At 71.4% G+C, this 23,166-nt stretch carries 14 protein-coding genes; 4 read left to right on the top strand and 10 right to left on the bottom strand.

What is annotated here, in order from left to right; all coding sequences use genetic code 11:
* Positions 1-858: 858 nt before the first annotated feature.
* The 7 genes from KGQ19_RS36205 to KGQ19_RS36175 form a co-directional block, all read right to left on the bottom strand.
* Positions 859-1,698 carry an FHA domain-containing protein gene (locus KGQ19_RS36205; RefSeq protein WP_212017769.1) on the bottom strand — a complete coding sequence of 280 codons (840 nt, stop codon included), beginning with the start codon at positions 1,696-1,698 and terminating at the stop codon, positions 859-861.
* 28 nt (positions 1,699-1,726) lie between these two features.
* Complete coding sequence (locus tag KGQ19_RS36200) at positions 1,727-3,079, bottom strand: VWA domain-containing protein (RefSeq protein ID WP_212017767.1); 1,353 nt, start codon at positions 3,077-3,079, stop codon at positions 1,727-1,729.
* On the bottom strand, positions 3,076-4,365 hold the full coding sequence (locus KGQ19_RS36195; RefSeq protein WP_212017765.1) for a protein phosphatase 2C domain-containing protein: 1,290 nt from the start codon (positions 4,363-4,365) through the stop codon (positions 3,076-3,078). The genes KGQ19_RS36200 and KGQ19_RS36195 overlap by 4 nt, the downstream gene beginning before the upstream one ends.
* The gene (locus KGQ19_RS52230; RefSeq protein WP_307856609.1) at positions 4,362-6,644 is read right to left on the bottom strand and encodes a serine/threonine-protein kinase; all 2,283 of its coding nucleotides are present in this window, start codon (positions 6,642-6,644) and stop codon (positions 4,362-4,364) included. The genes KGQ19_RS36195 and KGQ19_RS52230 overlap by 4 nt, the downstream gene beginning before the upstream one ends.
* Before the next feature lie 103 nt (positions 6,645-6,747).
* On the bottom strand, positions 6,748-7,983 hold the full coding sequence (locus KGQ19_RS36185; RefSeq protein ID WP_212017763.1) for a hypothetical protein: 1,236 nt from the start codon (positions 7,981-7,983) through the stop codon (positions 6,748-6,750).
* A gap of 64 nt (positions 7,984-8,047) precedes the next feature.
* Complete coding sequence (locus KGQ19_RS36180; protein ID WP_212017761.1) at positions 8,048-9,112, bottom strand: glutamate ABC transporter substrate-binding protein; 1,065 nt, start codon at positions 9,110-9,112, stop codon at positions 8,048-8,050.
* Between the two features lie 11 nt (positions 9,113-9,123).
* Positions 9,124-10,422 (bottom strand): GlnX family signal transduction membrane protein, encoded by a 1,299-nt coding sequence (locus KGQ19_RS36175; protein WP_212017759.1) that lies wholly within the window; start codon positions 10,420-10,422, stop codon positions 9,124-9,126.
* Between the two features lie 263 nt (positions 10,423-10,685).
* Here KGQ19_RS36175 and KGQ19_RS36170 point away from each other — a divergent pair, with 263 nt between their 5' ends.
* The 3 genes from KGQ19_RS36170 (at position 10,686) to KGQ19_RS36160 (ending at position 14,891) form a co-directional block, all read left to right on the top strand.
* The gene (locus KGQ19_RS36170) at positions 10,686-11,939 is read left to right on the top strand and encodes a L,D-transpeptidase (RefSeq protein ID WP_212017757.1); all 1,254 of its coding nucleotides are present in this window, start codon (positions 10,686-10,688) and stop codon (positions 11,937-11,939) included.
* Positions 11,940-12,047: 108 nt separating this feature from the next.
* Positions 12,048-13,970, top strand: a complete 1,923-nt coding sequence (locus KGQ19_RS36165) for a glycoside hydrolase family 15 protein (protein WP_212017755.1) — start codon at positions 12,048-12,050, stop codon at positions 13,968-13,970.
* A 213-nt stretch (positions 13,971-14,183) separates the two neighbouring features.
* Positions 14,184-14,891, top strand: coding sequence for an HAD family hydrolase (locus KGQ19_RS36160; RefSeq protein WP_212017753.1), 708 nt, complete (start codon positions 14,184-14,186; stop codon positions 14,889-14,891).
* Positions 14,892-15,402: 511 nt separating this feature from the next.
* Here KGQ19_RS36160 and KGQ19_RS36155 read toward each other — a convergent pair.
* A complete protein-coding gene (locus KGQ19_RS36155) occupies positions 15,403-18,210 on the bottom strand; it encodes a hypothetical protein (RefSeq protein ID WP_212017751.1) in 2,808 nt (935 codons plus the stop codon).
* Entirely contained in the window at positions 18,210-21,473 is a 3,264-nt protein-coding gene (locus tag KGQ19_RS36150) for an FtsX-like permease family protein (protein ID WP_212017749.1), read from the bottom strand. Before KGQ19_RS36150 ends, KGQ19_RS36155 begins: the two co-directional genes overlap by 1 nt.
* Positions 21,474-21,547: 74 nt before the next feature.
* Between KGQ19_RS36150 and KGQ19_RS36145 the strand changes: the two genes are divergently transcribed.
* Complete coding sequence (locus KGQ19_RS36145; RefSeq protein WP_212017747.1) at positions 21,548-22,027, top strand: GNAT family N-acetyltransferase; 480 nt, start codon at positions 21,548-21,550, stop codon at positions 22,025-22,027.
* Between the two features lie 13 nt (positions 22,028-22,040).
* Here the strand turns inward: KGQ19_RS36145 and KGQ19_RS36140 are convergent, their stop codons facing one another.
* Positions 22,041-23,126, bottom strand: coding sequence for an ABC transporter ATP-binding protein (locus KGQ19_RS36140; RefSeq protein WP_212017745.1), 1,086 nt, complete (start codon positions 23,124-23,126; stop codon positions 22,041-22,043).
* Between the last annotated feature and the right edge of the window lie 40 nt (positions 23,127-23,166).

The following is a 23,166-nucleotide window of genomic DNA, read 5'->3' as shown; positions in this document are numbered from 1 at the left end:
GACACCGGTGCTGTACCCCCCGGGCTGACGACGCGACCGAGGGGAACGGACCGCACCACCTCACCGGCCGCCGCCGCTGAGACCGACCCGGCCACCCGAGGGAACCGCGCTAGTTTCCCTGAGGTTGTCGAGGCCCGCCGGAGGCCCGGCTCTTCACCATGGTTTTGACTTTGATCTTGCTGTTGATCTGGCCTGTGCCGTTGATCTTGCTCTTGATCTTGCTTGTGCCCTTGCCCGGACTTGCTGGAGTTGAAGAGGCCTGAGGTGCGGCGGGGTTGTGAACGCGGAAACCGGCAGCCGACAAACACGACTCGCCGACCCGAACCCCGAACCGGCACACCTATAACCGAAGGCCGTAAAAAGCTTTGAAACCCACAAACAAACCGCAACCCGGCCCACAACACCAGCCGACAACGGATCCCGTCCGGCGACCAGCGCGTCATGAACTCCGTCATGAGCTCCGTCACGAACTCCGTCGCGAACGACCGGGCAAAGCATGCCTGACACGGCACTAGCTCCGAAGGTCGCTCGCTCTATCGCTCCCCTCTCGCTACCTTTGTTCGGTAAGCGAGAGGGGAGCGCTGCTTTTCATGAACGGGACCGTATTCGGCATCATCCTGATCGTGCTCGCGGCCGCCGGCGGTGCGGCGTTGTGGGTGGACACCGTCCGCAAGCGCGACAAGCAATAGCCGCGGCCAACGACAACGGCGGGCGACAGCTCGCTCAGTAACCGCCGGAGCCGCCGCTGGCTGGCGGACGTGGACGGGTTCGCCGGTGCCGGGCTCGACGCTCCGGCACCGGCGGCCGTCCTTGACCTTCGATCGGGTCGGTTATTCCGGCCCTGACAACCTCAGTGCCTCAGGGCCGCTGGATCAGCGTGAGAGTGGTCCACACCCCGACATGGACCCGCTGGCCGGCCTCGACCGGGAACGCCTGGTTCGGCGGGAGCGGCGCGGTGTCGTCGTTGAGCACCGTGCCGTTCGTCGACTCCAGGTCCACCACCGACCAGCCGCCGTCCGGGCGCCGCTGGAACACCGCGTGCAGGTGCGAGATGCCGGGGTCGGTGGGCGGACCGGTCAGGTCGATCTCGACGTTGCCCTTCTTGCCCGAGCGGCCGACGCGCACCGTGTCGCCGTCGAGCGCGAACTCGCGCTCCGGGCAGTACGGCGGGAACGGGTAGGCGGCCGGGTCGATCTCGCCCTCGGCGACCACCGCGTCGTAGTAGGCGCGGTCGGCGCTGGCGATGGCGATCCAGCCGGTGGTGGAGGCCGGGGCGCCGACCGGTTCGACCGGGTCGATGATGACCGGGCCGGTGAAGACCGGTCCCGGATCCGGGTCCTGGGGCCCGGGCGTCGGGTTCGGGTCGCCGCCACCGATCGGGCCCGGGGCCGGATCGCCGCCGACCGGGCCGGTGCCGGTGGTGCCGCCGGTCGCGGGGCCCGGCCAGACCCCGGTGCCGATGCTCCCCTCCTGGTCGAAGGGGAAGCCGCAGGCCTCACAGAAGGTGTCGCCGGCCTGCCGCGGGATCAGGCAGTTCGGGCACGGGTCGCCGGGCGAGCCGTAGGCCGACGCCGCGCCGCCCGTCCCCGCGCTCGAGACCGGATCCGACACCTGCACCGGGCCGCTCATCGACAAGCCGCACTCGTCGCAGTAATCGGTCGCGACCGTTTGGTGCCCGTCCGGACACGTGGCCATCATCGTCCCCCTGCCTTACTGGTCGCCATCGTCAGCTCCCCGAGCTGCCGGTCCGCTTGTTGGTCCGCACCGTCTTGGTCGAGTCCAGCACGGCCTCCATCACGTCGCCCTTGTTGACATCGGACTTGGACTTGGCCCGCAAGACGCGCTGCGTGTCCGGGTCGACCTCGGCTATCTTGCGCAGCATCTTGACGGTGTCCTCGCGCCCGGACTCCAGCGCCAGGTCCATTGCCCGGCCCAGGCGCGCGGTGGCGGTCGCCAGGTCGCCGGCCTCCTGGGCGGCCGCGCCCTCCTCGATGGCCGAGGCCATCTCGGCCTGCCCGGTGTAGTGCGCCACCCGGCCGTTGATCCGCCCGGTCTTCTCCTCCTCGTTGGTCCAGATCGCCCGGATCTTGCCCTCGCCCAGCGCCGTGGCGCCGCTGCTGTCCTTGGCCACCAGCGTGACCCGGCCGGCCAGCTTCTCGGTGTTCAGGTTGCCGGGCTCGACCTCGACGCAGATGTGGTACTCGCGGCTCTCCGCGCCCCAGGCGCCGGTCGGGTAGTCACCGGTGAGCGGGTTGCCCCCGTCCGCGCGCCTGCCGGTCAGGTCGGCCAGTGTCGGGTTGACCTGCTTGACGAACCGGACCACCGCGCCCTTGGGCGTCCACAGCCGCAGCGCGACGTCCGCGACCTCCTTGCCCATCGAGTTCGCGGTCATCTCGCGGAAGTCCTCGGCCAGCCGCTCCGGCTCGCGGATGATGCCCACGGTGCCCAGCAGCGCGTCGGCGATCTTCCGCACCTCGGCGACCTCCCAGTCCTCGCCGATCCCGCGGCAGTCGGCGGTGAAGGTGCCGATGCTGGCCTGGATGGCGCGGGCCAGGTCGGCCGGGGTCTCGGACTCGTCCTTGCCGTCGGTGAGCAGGATCGCGTGCTTGATCGCGTTCGGGTGGGCGTCGAAGATCCGGCCGGCCTGGCCCAGCCAGCGGCCCATCGCGGTGCCGCCGTTGGCGTGCAGGCGCGAGACCGCGTCCTTGGCCGCCGCGCGGCTCTGGTAGTCGGCGCGCAGCAGGTGGCCGCCGGTCGGGTAGACCACGCGCGCGCCCTCGGTGCCGGCCACCACCGCGAAGTAGGTGCCGTCGCTGAGCGTGTCGATGGCGACCTTGGTGGCCTCCTTGGCCGCCATCATCTTGGTGCGCGGGTAGTCCATGGACCCCGAGCAGTCGATGATGATGACCTCGACCCGCTCGCTGCCGGCGCCCGGGGCCGGGGCCCCGTAGGCCGACGCCGCCGCGCCGCCGGTCGCCGAGGTGGCGGTCAGTGTGACCACCGCGTGCACCTCGCGTGCGCCCTCGGCGAGATATTCGTTCTGGTTGATCTCGAAGGCGAAGTCCGGGTACTGGCTCATGGCTGCCTACTCACTCCTGTCGTGCTGACGCCCTCGGCGGGCGGCTGAACCGGATAGGGGACGAGCACCGCGGTGATGTTGTCGTGCCCGCCGTCGGACAGGGCCCGGCGGACCAGGGCCTTCGCCGCGGTGAACGGGTCCGTCAGGGCCCCGGGCAGGGCGATCGCGGCCAGATCCGCGGCCTTCTCCACGTAGTTCCACAGGCCGTCGCTGCACACCAGGACCACGCCGGGGCCGTCCGGGGTGAAGCTCGCCAGGTGCGGCTCGGGACCGCCGGAGTCGGCGCCGAGCCAGGCCTCGATGGCGTGCGAGCCCTCCTCGGCGTCGTCCCGGGTCAGGGCGCGGGAGGTGCCGCGCTCGTCGAGCCAGTAGGCACGGCTGTCGCCGAGCCAGGCCAAGGTGACGTCGGTGTCGACGACGGCGGAGACGTAGGTGCAGGCCGGCGGGTTGCCGTGGTCGGCGTCCCGGGCCAGGCCGGAGACCGCGTGGTCGGCGTCGATCACGGCCTGCCGGGAGACGGCGCGCAGGTCTGCCCGCTGGACCCGGCGCGGCGCGGCGCCGTCGGCTGACGTCTCGGCCGGCGTCTGGGCCCCGACCTCCTCGGCCGTCGAAGGCTCGGTGGGCACGCTCTGGGCCACCGGGGCTTCGGGATCGACGGTCTCGGCGACCACCGTCTCCGGCACCGTGTCCGGCACCGTTTCCATGACCGCCGTCTCCACCGGCCCGGTGCGCGACAGTTGGCGCCCGGGTCCCTCCGGGGCGCCGCCGGCGATCGCGGCCAGCAGCAGCTTCGCGGCGGTCTTGACCGCCGACGCCGAGGCCTCGTCCGGCCGCTCCGAGGTGGACACCCCGTCGCAGACCACCGCGATCATCAGGGTCCGGCCGTCGGGCCCGAACGCCGGGCCGAGCGCCATCGAGTCCTCGTTGCGGTGGTGGCGCAGGCCGCGGTCGCTGACCCCGGCGACCGCCTTGAAGTCCACCTCCATCCGGTCCCGGCGGCGCGGCTGCAGATCGCCGCAGTCGGTGCAGTAGCCCTCGGCGTCGATCCCGGTGCCGCCGCAGGAGACGCACGGCTTGGCGCTCTCCTCGGTGCCGGGTTCCTCGTCCCCGGTCACCGCCTCGGCCAGCTCGTACCCGCACTGCTCGCAGAACCGGGAGGCCTGGTCGGCCTCCAGGTCCTTCGCCCCGCACTTGGGACACGTCAGTTGCAGTGCCATGGCGGTGTCCGCCTCCTGTCCGGCCGTCGTCGTGCCGGGGCCCGTCCCGACCGCGGTCCCGACCGTCATATCAGGGTCCTGGGACGGACCGCGTTGGCCTGGTCGACCAGCTCGATGCGCTTGCCCTTGTCGGTGGCCAGCCGGGCCAGCGAGCGGTAGGTGTGCTCCATGCCCAGGCGCAGCGAGCGCTCGTCGACGTCCCGGTCGATGAGCTTCTGGCCCGGTCGCAGGTCCTGCGGCACCTGGATCTGAAGCCGGCGGCCCGCGGTCTGGAACACCTCCAGCGCCAGCAGGTTGGCGTGCTCGGGATCCAGCCGCTCGGCCAGCCACTTGTAGCGGCTGTCGATACCGGCCAGGTCGGCGCCGGTCAGGTCGTTGTCCCGGCCGGCCAGCAGGGCGCGCAGCGCGGCCTCGTTGGCGGCGGTGTGGTGCGTGGAGGTCTGCGGGACCGCGCCGAACGCGGCCACCGCCGCGCCGCGCTGCCCGGTGCCCAGCAGCGCCCGGGCCAGACCGAAGGCGGCGCTGACGTAGCCGGGGTCGGTCCGCCAAACCGTGTCGTAGTAACGGCTCGCGGTGACGAAGTCGCCCTGGAGCTCGGCGCAGGCCGCCAGCGCCAGCTTCGGCGCCGCCTCGCCCGGCAGCGCGTCGTAAACCGCGTTGAACATCCCCACGGCCTCGCTGAGCTGGCCGCCCTGGAGCTGGATCAGGCCGCGGTACCAGAAGGTGCGCCAGTCGCCGCCGTTGTCGTTCTCGAACCGGTCGAGCAGCCCGACCGCGCCGGCGAAGTCCCCGACCGCGGCGGCGGCCAGCACCAGGCGCAGCTGGATCTCCTGGGAGTTGCCCAACAGCGGCGAGTTCTCCAGGGCCCGGCGCTGGTCGGCCAGGTCCAGCGCGCCGAGCCCGGCCAGGAACTGCGCGCCGGGGTCGTCGCGGTCCACCAGCGGCACCGGCAGCGCCTGCGCCACGGCCCACGGGTCCGGCACCGCCGCGGTGGTGCTCGGCACCCGGACCTCGGGCCCGAACATGACCGAGGCGCCGGGATGCGGCTTGTTCTCATCCAGCGAGAGCACTTCGCGCAGCACCGCGGTCAGCTGCTCGGCCATCTGCTGGGCCGAGCCGAACCGCATGTCCGGGTCCTTGTCGGTGGCCCGCTGCAGCAGCTTGTAGAACGACTCGTGCCGGCCGAACAACGGCACCACGTCCGTCGAGGGCAGCTCGTCCAGGTAGGTGCTCTGGTAGGTCCGGGTGTCCAGGCTGGTGAGCACCGCCAGGCTGCGGCCGACGGTGTACAGGTCGGACTCCACCGAGGGGCCGTCGGCGATCTCCGGGGCCTGGAAGCCGCGGGTGCCGTAGATCGGCGAGTCCTCGTCGTCCATCTGGATCACGCCGCCCATGTCGATGAGCTTGAGCTGCTCCTCGGACTGGATGATGTTGTCCGGCTTGAAGTCGTTGTAGACCAGGCCCAGGCTGTGCAGGTAGCCGAAGGCCGGCAGGATCTCGATCGCGTAGGCGATGGCCTGCGCCACCGGCAGCGGGCCGGCCTGCCCGGCGGAGTCCCGGTACTCGTCGCGGATCTGCTTGAGCGAACTGCCGCCGACGTACTCCATGACGATGTAGCCCACCGGCGCGCCGGTCTTGGCGTCCGGGTGCTGCACGAAGTTCATGATCTGCACGATCGAGGGGTGGTTCACCTCGGCCAGGAACTTGCGCTCGGCGGCCGCGGCGGCCATCGCGTCGGCGTCGCCGGAGTCCAGCAGGCCCTTGAGGACCACCCAGCGGTCCGAGACGTTCTCGTCCTTGGCCAGGTAGATCCAGCCCAGACCGCCGTGCGCGATGCAGCCGAGCACCGCGTACTGCCCGACCTTGTCCCCGGCCTTCAGCTTGGGCTCGAAGGAGAACGCGGTCCGGCACTTGCGGCAGAAGCCCTCGGTGCGGCCCGGCTGGCCGTCCCGGCCGCGGCCCACCTCGGCGTTGCACTTCGAGCAGCGCCGCTTGTTCTCCGGCACCATCGGGTTGGCCATGATCGCGGTCATCGGGTCCCGGGCCGGGACCGGCGGCACCTCGATCAGCCCGGCGCCCAGGTTGCCCCGGCGCGAGCGGCCGGAGCTGCCGCCCCGGGTGCCGCGGGTGCGGCTGGACACCGAGGTGGAGTTGCGGCTGGAGGCCGACGTGGACGTGGAACGCGTGGAACTGCTGGTGCGCGCCGAGTTCGCGGTACGCGACGAGGCCTGGCCGGCCCCGGCGCGCGGCGCGCTCTGCGCCGCCGCCGCGGCGGCGGTACCGCAGGTGTCGCAGTAGCCGTCGGCGTCGATGGTCCCGTCGCAGCCCGGCTCAAGACAGGCGGTCACTGGTGTTTCCCTCTCCCCTGTAAAACCCTTGTGGAGCCCTGTAGAGATTCCGATCGAGTCCGGTGTGTTCGGTTTCGCCCCCGCTCACTAGTGCACACCAGACCTATGACATGCTCGGCAGCGCCGCGCCGACCGCCGCCAGGTACTCGCGCACCCCGGCCTCGGCCGCCGTCAGGTCGCACGGCGCGGACCACAGCCGGTCCCGTGCCGACTGGTACAGCGCGGTCAGCGCCGGGGCCTCGGCGACGCCGTGCCGGGCGGCGCGCGCCCGGTAGGCCTCCAGCAGCCCGCGCAGCTCGTCCCGCCGGTCCAGAGGTTCCCGGATCTGCGCGATCCGCTTCTGCGCGTTCTCCAGGATCAGGCGGCTGTTCTTCTCCAGCGCCGACAAGTTCCGGCCGAGGAACGTCCAGGACTGGCCCGATCGTTCCCGTTCGAGCTCGGCGACCTTGCCGCGCAGATGCGCGGCCGCGGCCGAGGCCGGCGGCAGCTTCGGTGCGGCTATCTTCTCCCGGACGGTGACCCGGACCTGTTCGGCCTCGGCCTCGGCCCGCGCGATCCGCACGATGACGTCCTGCAGCCCGGCCATCCGCTGATCGAACTCGGTCCGGGCGGCCAGCGCCTGGTCCAGTTCGGTCCGCACGTCGGCCAGTTGTCCGAGCAGTCCGGCCACCCGGGCCGGCGTGGCGGCCATGGCGCCGCTGACCATGCCCAGCGGGTCGGTCAGCGCCTGCCGCCGCAGGTCGGAGACCTGCTTCTCGATCCCGGCCAGCCGGTCGAAGACCGGATCGCCGCCCGCCCCGACCTGGTCGGCCGTGGCACGGGCGGCCCGTGCCCTGGCCTGTAGGTCGTCCAGCGGTTCCAGCAGCCGGTTCCACGCGTTCTCGGCGTCGACCGCGACCTTCTTGACCATGTCGTAGGTCCGGGCCATGGACTCCACGGCCTCGTCCAGGGTCAGCAGGTCCTGGGTGCTGGCCGGATCCAGCAGCCCGCGCCGCTCGAACGGCACGGCCTGCCGGGGCAGCTCGACGGAGCGGCCGGTCAGCAGGGCGGCCATGGCCGCCAGTTCCCGGTCGCCCAGCTTGGTCTTCGGGCCGCCGCGCATCGTCGAGACCCGGTCCAGCACCTGCTGGTACGCCTCGAAAACGGTCCACAGCCCGGCCAGTTCGGCCGACGCCTTCGCCCAGGCCTCGGCGGTGGCGCCGGTCAGCTTGGCGCCGTCCAGCAGCCGCCGGCCCGGGTGGTCGTCCAGTTCCAGCAGGCCGGCCGACACCCCCGAGCGTTCCAGGGCGCGGCGGTCGATCGCGGCGTCGATCGCCTGCCGGGTCCACATCGTCGTCACGGTCGTGCTCTTGCTCCCCCCATGCCTGTCTGCCTGGACTCTATTGCCCGTCCCATCAGGTCGGCTAACTCCCCAGAGGGTACGCCGGTGGGATCACCGGCAGGGATCCGGGTTGTGAACCCAAATCCTTTGCAAACAGTGAGCGCCAGCCGTTCGGACCCGGGTCCTGGATCATGTTCGCCAACACGGTGTTCACGAAGGGTGTGAGGTCGTTCGGCGTCTTCGGGTCGAAGTTCGTGGCGATGCCGTATGGCTGGTCCTGCCCGCCGGGCGCGGTGGTCATCGCTACATGCGGGTCCTGCGATGCCATGCCGCGCAGCAGGGCGTCATCGGTGTAGATCGCGCCGACCTGGTCTTGTTGCAAGTCTGCGAGGCAGTCCAGGGCGTTGGGCACCTGGACGGCCGCGGAGTCGCCGAGGGTCTTCTTGATGATGTCGACCGGGGTGGAGTTCAGCGTCGCGCAGACCTTCGTGCCGGTGCCCTTCAGTTGGGCCAGGGACGTTTTCTGCGGGTTGCCGTCGTCGCCGAGCGGCATCAGCAGCCGGAGTTGGGCGGTGTAGTAGGGGTTGGAGAAGTTCATCCGGTTCGCCCCCTCCATCCGCGCGCAGGTGATGGTGGTGGTCTCCACGGCCAGGTCGATGTTCCCGGCGTGCAGCTGCGCGAACTCGCCGGTCGTCGGGTCGGCCAGGGTGACCACGCGGAACTGGATGTGGCCGTCGGCGCCGAAGATGGCGCGGGCCACCGCCTTGGCCATGTCGACGTCGAAGCCCTGCGGGTTGTTGTTGTGCTGCGGGTCGTAGCCGAACAGCTCGGTGTTCACGTCGATGCCGGCGATCAGGAATCCGCGCTTGCGGATCTTGTCCAGGGTGCCGCCGGGGGCTACCGGATCGTTCGGGCCCGGTAGCGCGTTCAACGCGGCCGCGGTCGCCGACGGTCCGCAGGGCGTCGGCGGTGCCTTCGGAGCGTTGGGCAAACCGCCTGGTGCCACGTCCTGACCCGGTCGGGGCATCACGGCCTTCGAAGCGCCCCCTGGGGAGCTGCACGCCGCGCTGAGCGCGACAGCCGCCACGACCACCGCCACCCCGCCGGTCCGCAACCCGCGGTGTCGCCTGCCGTTCATCGTGGTCATCCCCCGCCCCCTCATTGGTATTCCGCGATCCGCCGGCCCAGGCCCCGGACCACCGCCGCCGCCATCAGCAGCGCCAGCACCCCGAGCCCGATCTCCAACCCGGCCACGGCCCCGGCGCCGTCCTTGGCCTCAGCCCCGAAGGAGGTCTCCGCATGCGTGATGGCCTGGGCCAGATCGTTCTGCAAGGCGTTGAAGGACTTGGCCGCGCTGGCCGCGGTCGCGAAGTCGTGCTGGCCCAGCGCCGAGTCCACGGCCTTCTCGTACTGGTTCTGCGCGTCGAAGCCGCGCAGCGCCTGGTGCTGGGTGTGCCAGGCCTCCTCGTCCGTCGCCGCGGCGGCGGCCAGCTTGGACCCGGTGGCGTCGGTCGCGAGCTCGTACGCCTGGCGCAAGGCGGTGGCCAGATCCGCCTCGGTGCCCGGGGTGTACGTGCCGTTCGCCGCGGTCACGCCGGCGTAGTCGGTCTCCTGGTCGTCCGCGGTGCCCCGGCCGACCAACGTCAGCATCTCCTCGGTCCGCCCCTGCAACGACAGGATGCGGGCCGTGGCCAGAACGCTCACCTGGTCCGAACCGCGTGTCTTGGCCTTGTCCTCGTGGCCGTTCTGGACCCCGATGTCCAGGCCGGTCCAGGCGAACGCGACCACGAGTGCGGCCGTGGCGGCGAGCAGACCCGGGCTGAAGACCCGGTTGGTCCGCCGGGACTCCTGGACCTGGACCACTACCAGCGCGGCCAGGAACAGCAGGCCGACCACCAGCATCGGCACCGGGAACTGCTTGGCCGTGCCCTCCGCGGCGGAGAGGTTCTTCGCCTCGGTGTCGGTGAGGTTCTGGGCCCACGGCAGGATCCCGGTCGGCCCGGCGGTGGCCGTGGCGCTGGTCCCCTGCATCAGGTTCGAGGCCTGAAGCAGGTACCGGAAGCCGACCGGATAGCCGATCAGGTTGTCGGCCGCCGCGGTGGCGTTCAGCTTGACGTACTGCGGCAGCTGAGTGGCGATCTGGTCCAGCGCCTTCACGGCCACGGCGTCGCCGCCGGCCTCCTTGGTGGCGGCCAGCAGCGCGGCCTGCGCGTTCTGCAGGTCCGTGTTGTACTGCTGCAACAGGTTCGCCGGCGCCTCACCGACGTGCAGGTACATGGTCGTCGAGGTGGCGTCCGCGTCCGAGAGGCTGTGGTAGATCTGCTCGGCCTGCTCGATCAGGACCCCGCTGTGCGTCTTGGCGTCGTTCGCACCGTCGGTCCGGACCTGCACCCCGTAGATGCCCACCGCGCCGAACAGGAGCGCGCCGACAACCAGGACCACACGGATCCGCGCCAAACGCCGGTCCGTACGCGGTCTGGCGGATCTGGCCGGTTCCCCCGGCGTCGCTGGCGCCGCACCCGCGGCCGCAACGGCCTGGGTCGGCGGATGTCCGGTGGCGGCGAGCGTCATCCAGGAGCCCCCTCTAGATCGGTCCCGATAGGCAGTCGGCTTTCGCTTCTCCTCTGCCTCCCCGTGGTTAAGGAAAACCTAACGGTTCACCCGCAGGCTACGTCGCCATTGGTATCAGGCAGTTATAGGATCGAGCACAGGAGGCGATTATGCGTAGACTGCACAAGCTCGCCGTCGCGGTGGCCGTGGTAGGCCTGACCACCGCTGCTTGTGGCGGGGGCGGGAATTCCCAGAAGACGGCGACGGCGGCCCCGGTGGCCAACGGGTCTTCGGCCTCTCCTTCAGCGGCGGGCAGCGGCGGCGCTTCGCAGAGCTCTGCGAGCTCACCGTCGAGCTCGGCGTCCACCAGCACGGCCCCGGCCCTGGTGGTGATCAAGCCCGCGGGCAACTCCTCCGGCGTGGACCCGTCCTCGCAGATCCAGGTCAGCGTGGCGAACGGGAAGCTGACGTCGGTCACCGCGCAGCTGTCCGGCGGCAGCGCGGTGGACGGGACGCTGGACCCCTCGGGCGCGTCCTGGACGTCCGCGAACCCGGTCGGCATCGACCACACCTACAAGGTGACGGCGATCGCCATGGGCGACAACGGGAAGGCGCAGACGGTCACGTCGCAGTTCTCGACCGCCTCACCGGACAACACATATGCGGGCACTTACACACCGGACCCCGGCACGACCTACGGCATCGCCCAGCCGGTGTCGATAACGTTCGACAAGCCGATCCCGGACCAGGCCGCGGTGGAGAAGCAGCTGACAGTCACCGCCAACCCGCCGGTCGCCGGCTCCTGGCACTGGTTCGGCTCCGAGCGGGTGGACTGGCGTCCGCAGCAGTACTGGGCCCCGGGTACCAAGGTGACGCTGCACATGCGCCTGGACGGCGTGAAGAGCGGCAGCCTGTACGGCAAGCAGAACCGGGACGTCACCTTCACCATCGGCCGCTCGCTGATCGCGACCATGGACGCCGACACCAAGAAGATGACCGTGGTCACCGGCGGCAAGACCACCACGTTGCTGACCAGTTCCGGCAAGCCCGGATTCGAGACCTGGAACGGCACCATGGTGGTGCTGGAGAAGGACCAGGACATCAGCATGAATTCCAACACGGTCGGGATATTCGGCGTGAACGCCTATGACATCCCGAACGTGTATTGGGACGTCCGGCTGACCCCGTCGGGGACCTTCGTGCACGCCGCGCCGTGGAACGCCGGCAAGTTCGGCAACGTCAACGGCAGCCACGGCTGCATCGGCATGTCGACCGACGACGCGCAGTGGTTCTTCAACCAGGTGATCCCGGGCGACCCGGTGACCGTGGTGAACTCCAAGGACACGGTGCGCGCCGACAACGGGTTCGGCGACTGGAACCTGAGCTGGAGCGCCTGGATCGCGGGCAGCGCGCTGCCGCACTGAGGGCCGGCTGGGCGATATCGAACCGGGCCCGGACCCACGCCATTTCGATATCTCCCAGCATCCCCGATCCTGTCCGGAGAATGGCCCGCCGGAATATAAGGTCTACGCATGACCAACCTCCCGGCCGCCTACCCCGCCATCGACGACCACGGCCTCATCGGTGACCTGCGCACTTGTGCGCTGGTGGCCGGTGACGGCACCGTGGACTGGTTCTGCCCGGGACGGTTCGACGAACCGAGCGTTTTCGGTGCCGTGCTGGACAGCGAGCGGGGCGGGGCGTTCCGGATCTGGGTCGAAGGCGCCACGTCGAGCCAGTCCTACGTGCCGCGCAGCGCGGTGCTGGTGACCCGGTTCGAGACACCCGACGGGGCGGTCGGCGAGGTCGTGGACTTCATGGTCCCGGAGGAGGCGCGCGCCTCCCGCACCGCGGCCCCGGCGCAGGGGCGCGCGACGGGCGCGACCATGCTCTACCGGATCGTGCGCGCGGTCAGCGGCGACGTCCAGTTCTCCGTCGACTGCCGCCCCCGCTTCGACTACGGCCTCTCCTCTGGAACGATCAAATCGGTACGGCTCGGCGGCTCTCCGGTCGCGGTCTTCTCCGGTCCGGACCGGACGCTGAGCCTGCTCTCGACGGCGCCGCTGACGGTCTCCGGCGGCACCGACGGTTCCGGCGTCGACCCCGCCCACGCCGGCGCGGCGACCGCCGAAGTGCTGCTCGGTCCCGGCGAGGCCGCCGCGTTCATCCTGGTCGCCGACCTCGACGAGCCGGACGGCTGGCAGCCCGACGTGGCCGCCGAGGTGGAGCGCTCGCTGGAGGAAGTGCTCATCTTCTGGCACGGCTGGCTGGCCGAGTGCACGTACCGCGGCCGCTGGACGGACGCCGTGCACCGCTCGGCGATCACCCTCAAGCTCCTCACCCACGCCCCCACCGGCGCCATCGTCGCGGCCCCCACCACGGCGCTGCCCGAGGAGGTGGGCGGCCCGCGTAACTGGGACTACCGCTACACCTGGATCCGCGACGGTTCCTTCACCTCGCGCGCCCTGCTCGACCTCGGCTTCCACGACGAGGCCGAGGCGTTCGCGCGCTGGGTCACCGACCGGCTGGCCGAGGGGCCGACGCCGCTGGGCGAGGCGCTGCACATCATGTACCGGGTCGACGGGACGTCGGATCTGGTCGAGACGGAACTGCCGCACCTGGAGGGCTACCGCCAGTCGGCGCCGGTCCACATCGGCAACGGCGCGTCGGAGCAGCTGCAACTCGACGTCTACGGTGAATTCCTCTACTCGCTCTCGGCTACCGACCACCTCCAGAGCCCAGAGGGCCAGGCCGCGGTCAGCAGGCTGCTGGACTGGCTGGTCGAGAACTGGGCCCGCCCCGACGAGGGGATCTGGGAGACCCGGGGCGGGCGGCGCGATTTCACCTACAGCCGCGTGATGTGCTGGGTCGCGTTCGAATACGGGCTCCGCATCGCACCCACGCACGAGAACGCGGGGATGTGGGCGGTCATGGCGCACTCGATCGCCGCCGAGATCAACGCGCAGGGCTGGGACGAGAAGCAGCAGTCGTATGTGCAGAGCTACGGCGACGGCGCGATGGACGCGGCGATCCTGTTCATGCCGTTCGTCGGCTTCCTCTCGCCGGCCGACCCGCGCTGGGCGAGCACGTTGGCCGCGATCGAGCAGGGCCTGGTCCACGACGGGCTGTGCCACCGCTACCGGCTGAGCGAGTACAGCGACGGGTTGGCCGGCGACGAGTCGAGCTTCGACCTGTGCACGATGATGTATTACGTCGCGCTGGCTCAGGGCGGCGCTGTGGAGCGGGCGCAAGAGCTGTTCGAAAAGTTCCTCGGCCACGCGGGCCCGACCGGGTTGTTCTCCGAGGAGCTGACGCCGGACGGCGAACAGATCGGGAACTATCCGCAGGGTTTCACGCATCTGGGCGTGATCTGGGCGGCTTTGGCATTGGATGCCGCCCTGGACGCCGAGCTCGAAGCGGCCCGAGGTACGGCACATCTCGTGCCGGCGAACTGACAGCGACGTCCCCACCACATCCCGTTCACGCCACCCCCACGCCGTAACCCGTTGGCATGACTTTCCAATAGCGCGGCCCCTTTCCCCGATGCGCGGCTCTAGAATCGCGACCGTCGAACCACCATCCAAATGCCATCACCCGCCCCTCGGGCACTGCTTGGAATGGGGAGCTGTCTGACGCTTTCGCAGCGTCCCGTGGAAGGAACCCTGAGCATGCACATCCCGGGCAAGTCACGCACGATAGACGCGGTCGTCTTCGACGTCGGGGAGACGTTGGTGGACGAGAGCATCGAGTACCACAACTGGGCCGACTGGCTGGGGGTCCCCCGCCACACGTTCTCCGCGGTGTTCGGGGCGGTCATCGCCGCCGGCCGCCCGCACCTGGAAGCCTTCGAGTACTTCCGTCCGGGCTTCGACCTCGAAGCCGAACGCCGGGCCCGCACCATCGCGGGCCGGCCCGAAGGCTACGCCGAACGCGACCTGTACCCCGATGCCCGCCGCACCCTCGCCGCCCTCAAAGAAGCCGGCTACCTGGTCCTGATAGCCGCGAACCAGACCACCGCCTCACACCGCATCCTGGAATCGCTCGACCTGCCGGTACACCTGGTGACCACCTCCGGCATGTGGGGCGGCCTGGAGAAACCGGACCCCGCCTTCTTCGCCAAGGTCATCGAAGTCTGCGACGACGTGTCCCGGGCCCAGGGCCGGGGCCCGCTGCGCGGCGCCGGCGCCATCCTGTACGTGGGCGACCGCCTCGACAACGACCTCCGCCCCGCCTGGGGCGCGGGCCTGCGCACCGCCTTCATCCGCCGAGGCCCCTGGGGGATGATCCACGGCGACCACCCGGATCTGGTCGCCAAGACCGACTTCTCCCTCACCAGCCTCGACGAACTCCCCGGGATGCTCGCCGACGAGGTTTGACCGCGGGCCCCGGCGCTGTGCGGTGAAGTACGGCGCCGGGGCCCGCGTCGGGCTGGCGCACCGAGATTCGTTGAGCTCCCCGGGATCACCGGGATCACACCTGGATCACCTGAGATCGCGGAGATCGCCGAAGCCGCCGCACCAACACAGGCGGTACCTCGTACCGTCCCCCCGAGGCGGAGCCCCCCGGCTGCCAGAGTGTCGCCTGCTCACCGAGCGGCGTTGGGGTACAGGGGCAGCGTCATCTCCGCCTCCGATGGTACCCGGTAGTCATACCCCGAATTCAGCCTGGGCACTCCCCACGACCGGCGGCGCGGCGTGCACCTGATCCCGGGTCACGGGTCCCGGGCCCAGAGCACCACCGCGACCGCCGTCGCAAGCAACACCGCGCCGCGAAGGCTTCGCCCCGCAGCCGGCCTTGTTGCCTTGCCTGCCCTCTTCTTTCGACGGACGAAATCAGTCGCGTCTCATCACACCAGTGCCATGACTACTCCTTCCCCCCTAGGACCCGTCACTCGAACTCGGCCGCGCGCAGTCGCACCGACACCCGCTCCCGGCGCCGCAGCGCGGCCTCCAGCGCGGTCCCGCCGACGGTGCACAGCACCGCCGCGCCGACGACGGGTACCAGCCACCCGTCGCTCGGCGTGCCCGGGACCTGGGCACCCAGGAGCGGCGCGAGCGCCGTCCCCATCGCCAGGCCGCCGGCTGCCGCCAGGACCAACAGCGGCAGCGTAACGGCGGGACCCAGCAGCCGACCCCCCGTTTCAGAAAGACCATAGATTCGCAGCAGCAGAGCACTGTCACGCGCCGCGCTCCGTGTCCCGGCCATCGTCTGCACGAGGCACAGCAGCGCGAAGCCGACCGACAGCAGCTCGGCCATGCGCAGCACGGCGTGGGCGGCGGCGGTGCGGCCGTCGGCGTAACCGGCGGCGCGGACCTGGGGGTAGGACGCGAGCAGGAAGTAGGGCTGGACGCCGGGCAACGCGCGCAGGGCACTGATATCCGGATGGCCGGTCACCCAGAGCGCGTTGGGCCGCACCGCCTTGGCCCCCATCTGATCCGACGGGAGCACCACGTATCCGGGCCCGTATTCGCCCCCGATCACCGACCCGGTGGGCAGATCGGCAGCGGCGACGAAGTCCACCTCGACATCCTCGGTCGGCAACGCCACCGTGGCATGCGTCCCGACCAGTCCCGCCAGCCCCGGCGACACCAGCGCGGTCACCGTCCCGGGCCGGCTCGGCGTCATCGGCCAGTACGCCGGCACCCGCCCGGACCGTCCCCCGGACTCGCGGGCGGCCCGGTCCGTCAGCGCACGCAGCGCACCGGAATCGGCCACCAGTACCCCGACGTTCGCCGGAGCCGCGGACGCGCCGGAAATCCCTGCCGCCCCTACGAAAGCGCTCATCACCTGCCCCGCCCCCGGCAGGGCGGCGGCCCGAGCGGCGAATCCGTCGGGCAGCGACACCCGGGCGCCGCTGTTCAGCACGATCGTCGACGGATCCGGGACCGCCTCGACCCGGGCCCCGGCGCCGACCGCGTACAACGCGTCGTCGCGGACCCCCTGCGTCACCGACGAATCCAGCCGGGCGGCGAACGTCGCGGCGGCCGTGGCCACCACCAGCCCGGCCAACGGCGCGGCCAGGACCCGCACCCGCCGGCCGGCCAACGCGGTCGCCACGAACGTCAGCGTCCCCCGCCCGCGCCGCGCGAGTGAGACCGGCACCGACCACAGCACCGGCACCGCCCGCACCACCACCAGGGCCGCGGCGAACGCCAGCAACGCCGGGGCCGCGACCGCCAGCCAGTCGAAGGACCCTGATCCGTTCCGTGCGCCACGCGTCCGCATGATGCCGACGGCCGCCGCGGCCCCCAGCGGCACCGCGATGTCGCGCACCAGCCGGGGGATCCGCGCGGTGGCATCGGCCTCGGAAGGATCACGGCGCGCCGGACCGGGCCGGTCGTCGTGAGCCAGAACCCTGAGGGAGACGGCGCCGGACCCGGCCAGCGTCAACAACACCGCACCGGTCCAGGCTCGAAACGTTCCGCCCGCGGCCACGCCGGCGACCGTGGCGATCAGCACGCCGGCGACCGAAGACCCGGCCACCACGGCCCCTGATTGCGCGGCGAACCGCGACGCCAACCGCGCCGGCCCCGCACCCCGCGCCTTGCACAGCACGATCTCGGCCGACCGCCGCGTGACCACCGTGCGCACCATCAGGAAGAACGCGGCCAGCGCCCCGGCCAACGCCGCCCCGAGCACGACATAGTCCAGCACCCGCGCCTGCCGCTCGACGGTCAGCGCGTGACCGGCGAGCACGTCGAGCCGGGTCTTGGCGGCCAGCGGGAACGCGTGACCGCCGGGGTCCCGCAGACTCAGCCCCGATCCCCCGACCACCAGCCTGTGCACCGCGTCCTGCAGCACCGCGAGGCCCGACACCTGGACCCGCGACGGATCGATCACGTACTCGATCGCCGTGTTGTTCTGTCCGGTGCCCGGGATCACCCCCATCGCATCGACATCGGCGACCGAGGGCACCAGCAGGTCGAAACGCCAAACGGCCGGCGGCTGGCCGCACGTGGGATCGGCCACATAGCCGACGTCGGGAAGGTCCGAGCCGCAGATGGAGCCCAGGCCCAAGCCCTGCGCGTGGTTGGCGTAGCGCCAGAAGACATCGTCGGAGGAGTTCTCGGCGACGTAGATACCGGTGATCGTGTACCGGATCACCTCATGACCGCCCCCGAAGCTGCCCACCGTGGTCACCACCGACCCGGCATGCAGGCCGAGAGCGTCGGCGGCGGCCTTGCTGATCGCCGCCGATCCGGTCACCGTGGCGGTCGGCGGATCGCCCCTGGTGAAGTTGACGTGGCTGGGGGCGCTCGGCGCGGTGCCCGCGACGAAGCGGACGTGGCTCTCGTAGCCGAGCACCGCGGCCGCGCGCAGGTGCACGAACATGTTGTCCGGCCCCTTGAACGGCCCGTCGGCCTCCATGATCGGGAACTCGCCGGAACTCACGACGCTGATATCGGTCGCGCTGAACAGCCCCGACAGCTGACGCGGCATAGCGGCCCGCGACTGGGACGCGACAGACTTCATGAAGTCGTTGCTGTACTGGTCGGTACTGGGAGCGACCAGCGTGATATCGCGGTCCAGGCTGCTCGCGCCGCCGACGGAGTCGTTGACGATCGCCCGGTCGGAGCGGCTGATCTGGTACGGCACCGCAGCCGCCGTAGCAGCCGTGGCCGCGCCGAAGACGGCCAACAGGACCAACGCACCGCGCACCCGCGTGGTCTCGGCCCACCACCGCAGCCGCCGCATCAGTTCACCTCCGCACGGAACGAGGCCCGCTCGCTGAGCGCATAGGTGAGCAGCACGGCCAGCGCCCCGAACACCGCCGCGGCCGCCCCGGCCAGGCCCAGCGTCGGCCAGTCGTAGACGCGGACCGGCGGCGGCGTCGGCGGAGCGCCGGACGGCGTGAACACCATGAGCTTGAACTCCGATCGCAGGGCAAGGGCGCCCAGACCGAGCCCGGCCAGGGCACCGAGCAGTGCGACGCCGGCTTGTTCGGCCAACAGCAGCAGGGCCGCACGGCGCCGGGTCAGGCCGAGGGCGTCCAGCACCGCCAGTTCTCGGGCCCGTTCACGCACCGTGGAGACGGTGTGCAAGGCCAGGCCGAGCAGGACGAATGCGAGTGCTGCGAGGGAACCGAGTTTGAGCGTCAGGCTGAACCCGGCGGCGAAGGGATACTCCCGTAGCGCGCTCTCCTCCGTAGCCCGGTCGTCCACGGTCGCGGGCTGCGAGAGGTGCGCGTCGGTCAGAGTGCTGCGATATCGGTCGGCGAGGCTGGACGCGGAGACGCCACCGGCTGTGTCGGCCCACCATTCGCCGCTCAGTGGCGCACGCTGTTGCCCGGCCTGGCCCGGACCGGCCGCAGCCCGCTCCGCCTCGCGGTCCAGCAGGCCGATCGGCACGAGCACCGCGTCCTGGCCGCCGCCCGCGGTCGCTGGAGCCGCCGCGATCGAGGCGACGAAGCGCAGGATCACCGGCTGGGAGAAGGCCCCGGTGGCGAAGGTGTCGCCGACGCGCTTGTCCAGCTCGGCCAGCAGGTGCTCAGTGGCGATCGCGGGAACGATCAGCGGGCCGGGCTTGCCGGTCTGGGTGAGTTCCAGGAGCTCGACCGGCTGCACGGCGGCGCCTGCCTGGACGCCGGCGTCGGTGGCGGCGAGGTTGGCGTCGGTGGACAAGGCGGGAGCCACGAAACCCAGGCCGGCGGGGAGGCTCACCGGCTGGCCGTCAGCGTGCAGGACGCCGACGCTCACGCGCCCGATCGGGCACACCGTCGCGGACGTGACCGACAGGGCACTGATGCTGATCGGGTAGGCGACGTTCTTGCCGCTGCCGATCAACGGCCCGGACAGCGTGTGAACGAGGCCGTCGGGCGCGGCGATCGTGCCGAGGACCGCCGAGCCCGGGAAGCCGTAGGCGTCGGTGAAGTGCGCGGTCACCTGAAGCGGACCGTCCGTACAGGTGGCGTCGGTACCGGGGGTGTACGTGAGGTCCGCGGACAAGCGGGTCGGTGTGCCGGGCAGTGACACCCCGACCAAGCCGTGTGCGTCCCAGCCGTCGCCGGTCAACAGAGAACTGATACGCGGCCAGCTCTTGCCGCCCGCCAAGTCGCTCCGGAAAACGAGGACGCCGTCAGAGCGGGCCGGGTCCAGACCCAGCACGTCGGCGGTCGGCGTGGTCTCGTCCAGGCCGTCGGTCGTGGCGGCCTGATCGGCGCGGACCATGCGGTAGGGCGCGCGGAGGGCGGCGAATCCCTTGCCCGTGCCAGCCTCGGCCGCCAGCGCGTGCAGCGTCTCCGGTCCGGTGGATACGAGCCCGGCGACCCGCACGTCGGCGCCGACCGCGAATCCGGCCTGGTCCGCGGCCGAGCGATCGGCAGAGGACAGCAGAACACTGGCTTGCACACCGATCGCCACCGCGACGACCAGGAGTGCCATCGGCAGGGCCTGGGTCCGGGCCGCGCGGCCGAGGCGCCAGCCGACCAGCGCGGCCAGCGCGCCCCTGCCGTGCGCGGCGAACCGGCCGGCCGGGGCGGCGATGAACGGCAGGAGCCGGAGAACGATCAGCGCCCCGGCGAACAGCAGGACGGCGGGTGCCAAGACCTGCGGCCAGGGCAGCGCGCCGGTGCGGGAGGCGTCGTCACCGGCCTGGAACAGCTCCCACAGCGCGGCGAGCGCGAACGCCAGCACCGCGAGATCGATCGTGGCCCGCTGCAAGGTGCCGCGCAGCGTGGAGCGGCGACGGACGCGGGCGACCGTGCTGTAGGTGAGGGCCGAGCGCGTGCCGACCGAGCCGAGCAGGACAGCGGCCAGCACCGCACCGATAAAGGCGACCACCCACTGCGTGGTCTGGATACGGTCCGCGCTGTCCAGCACGCTGGCGACGCCGGAATCCCCGTGCGCCCAGGTCGCTCCCATCCGCCGCTCCAGCCAGCGGGCCGCCCATGGCGCCAGCAGCGCGCAGGGCAGCGCGAGGGCCAAGCCTTCCACTATCTGCACCCTGCCAAGCGCGTGGATGGAGGAGCCGCGAGCGCGGAGCAGGCCGTCCATGGCGTGCCGACGGTCGGCGAGGGCCCGCGCGATCTGGGCCAGAGCGGCCACCGACAGCACCCCGAGCTCCGCGGCCACCAGCCACTCCAGGCGCACGCTGACCACCGTCACCCCGACCAGCGCGCTCATCCGCGGCGCCAGCTGGTCATCGAGCGACGCGGCGAAGTCGCCGTCCGGGGAGGACGTGGTCGGGACCCAGGCGTCGAAGGTCGCCAGCTGGCTGGCAAACTGCGGGAGCCGGTCGGCCGGGAACCCGGTGGAGTCCGGGGTCGCGGCGACGGCGGCCTGCGCCAGCACGGTGTCGGGGCGGGCGGTGACCGAGGGGTCGACCAAGACAGCGGCCTGATCCCCGTCGTGCAGCCAGAACACGTCGGCGGGGTTGACGGGCTGGTAGACGCCGACGATGCGGTACGTCAGGTTGCTGGCGGCCTCCCAGCCGGAGCGGGTACGGACCGTGTCGCCGAGGTTCCAGTGGTGGCCGGCGAGGGTCTGCTGGGAGACGACGGCCGGGAAGGGGTCGGCGGACGACGCGGCCGCGCTCGGCCACTGCCCCCGCAGCAGCCGTGCCTTGTCCTTCAGCGCGTCGCCGGACCAGAACGCGACGGAATCGGTGCTGGAAAGGCCCGAATCGAGCAGCACATACGGCCCGGACACGACGGTGGTGTCCACCTGCGCCCCTACCCCGGCGAACGCGGCGGCGACCCGTGCGTGCAGCTGCGCGAAGAACGCGGTGCGCTGATCGGGCGTCGCCTGCCACTCGGTTCCGGATCCGTAGACCGCACGCACCGTCCGGGTGTCCGGCGACATAGCCTGGAGCGCACTGCGCACCGAAGCCGTCCGCACCGCCGAAGCGTGCAAACCGATGAGGGTGACCAGGATGAGTGCCGGCATCAGCACCGCCACGGCGGCGGCGAGCATGGCACGCTGGTGCACCGCCCGGCGGAGCAGGAGACGGGGTGCGGTCATGCTGGATAACGACGAGCCGCGGTGCGCGGGGCGTTGCGGGCGTTATCCAACGGTGATCAAGACAGGGAGCTTAGATGCTGTTGCGCGATGTCCGACTCACCGATGTCGGCGCCTACGTGCGGATGCGCTGCGACCCGGCGATGATGGCCGAGCTCGGCGGAGCTCGGCCCCGGGAGGAGATCGACGCCAAGGTCGCCAAGGACGTCCACGAGGCCGAGGCGGACATCTCCTGGATCAAGATGATCGTCGTCGACGGAGCCGTGGCCGGCACGGTCACGCTCTGGCAGCACGAAGGCGACGCCGGCACGTTCTCCGAGATCGGCTGGATGGTCCTGCCCGAGCACCAGGGCCGGGGCCTGGCCAAACAGGCGGTCCGCGAGGTGCTGGACGCGGCCCACGCCGACGGCCGCTGGGGCCCGGTCCACGCCTTCCCCGGCGTGGCCAACGGCCCCTCGAACGGCATCTGCCGCTCACTGGGCTTCCAGCTGCTCGGCCCCGAGGAGATCACCTTCGCCGGACAGCCGTTCTCCGCCAACCACTGGGTCTTCGGCTGAGGCCCCCGAGCCCTCAGTCCGGCAACCGCACGCCGTTCCCCGCGTCGAACAAGTGCAGTGCCGCCCCGGCCCGCACCCCCAGCACCACGCTCTCCCCCTTGGCCGGCACCGGCCCGCTCGCGTGCCGCACCACCAGGTCGCTCTCCTCGCCGTCGACCATCATGCGGGCGGTCACCAGGTAGTCGCGGCCGGTGTCACGGACCAGGACGGTCGTGGCGCGGATGCCGTCGGCCTCGGCGCCGATCGCCAAGTCCTCGGCGCGGATGCCGATCACCACCCGGCGGCCGGTCAGCGTTGAGGCTTGCGTTGAGGTGAGGGCGACCGCGAGGCCGCCGACGCGCGCCACGCCGTCGGACACGGCGGCGGTCACCAGGTTCATGCCGGGTTGGCCGAGGAACTGCGCCACCGCGATGGTGGCCGGCTTGTCGAACACCTCGGCCGGGGTGCCGAGCTGCTGGACGCGGCCGCTGTCCAGGACCGCGATCCGGTCGGCGATCGTCCAGGCGTCGATCGAACTGCAGGTCGCGTACAGCGTCGTGATGCGCAGTTCGCGCTGCAACGCCGCGATCGGCGAGCGGCCGCGCATCATCAGCGGCACGCCCGAGCCGGCCAGCGGTTCGTCCAGGCACACCACCTCCGGCCGGCGCACGATCGCCCGGGCCATCGTGGCGCGCTGCCGGACGTCGTAGCCGACCGAGTCCGGCTTGCTGTTCAGGTGGTCCGCGATGCCGCAGAGTTCTGCGACCTGCTGCACCCGGGCCGCCGCCGACTTCGCCGAGTTCTTGCGCATGGTCAGCGGCAGCGCGATGTTCTCGCGGATGCTCTGGTGCGGGAACAGCGCGAAGCCCTGGAAGATCATCGAGACCCCGCGCTTGTCCGGGGCGGTGCGCCCGACGTCCTTGCCGCCGATCAGCACACTGCCCCGGTCCATCGGCTCCAGCCCGGCCAGCATCCGCAGCAGCGTGGTCTTGCCGCTGCCGGAGGGCCCGGTCAGGACCAGCAGCTCGCCGTCGCGGACGTCGAGGCTGACCCCGTCGACGGCGGGCCGCCAGGCCCCGTGGAACACCCTTGTGGCGTCGAGGAAACGGACGTCCGCCACGGTTGCGCCTTCTCCTGCCTTCGTTTCGTCGCTGCGGGGG

Origin of the sequence: Catenulispora pinistramenti (genome assembly GCF_018274385.1) — a bacterium.
Taxonomy (GTDB): domain Bacteria; phylum Actinomycetota; class Actinomycetes; order Streptomycetales; family Catenulisporaceae; genus Catenulispora; species Catenulispora pinistramenti.
This window is presented reverse-complemented; position numbering and strand designations above follow the sequence as displayed.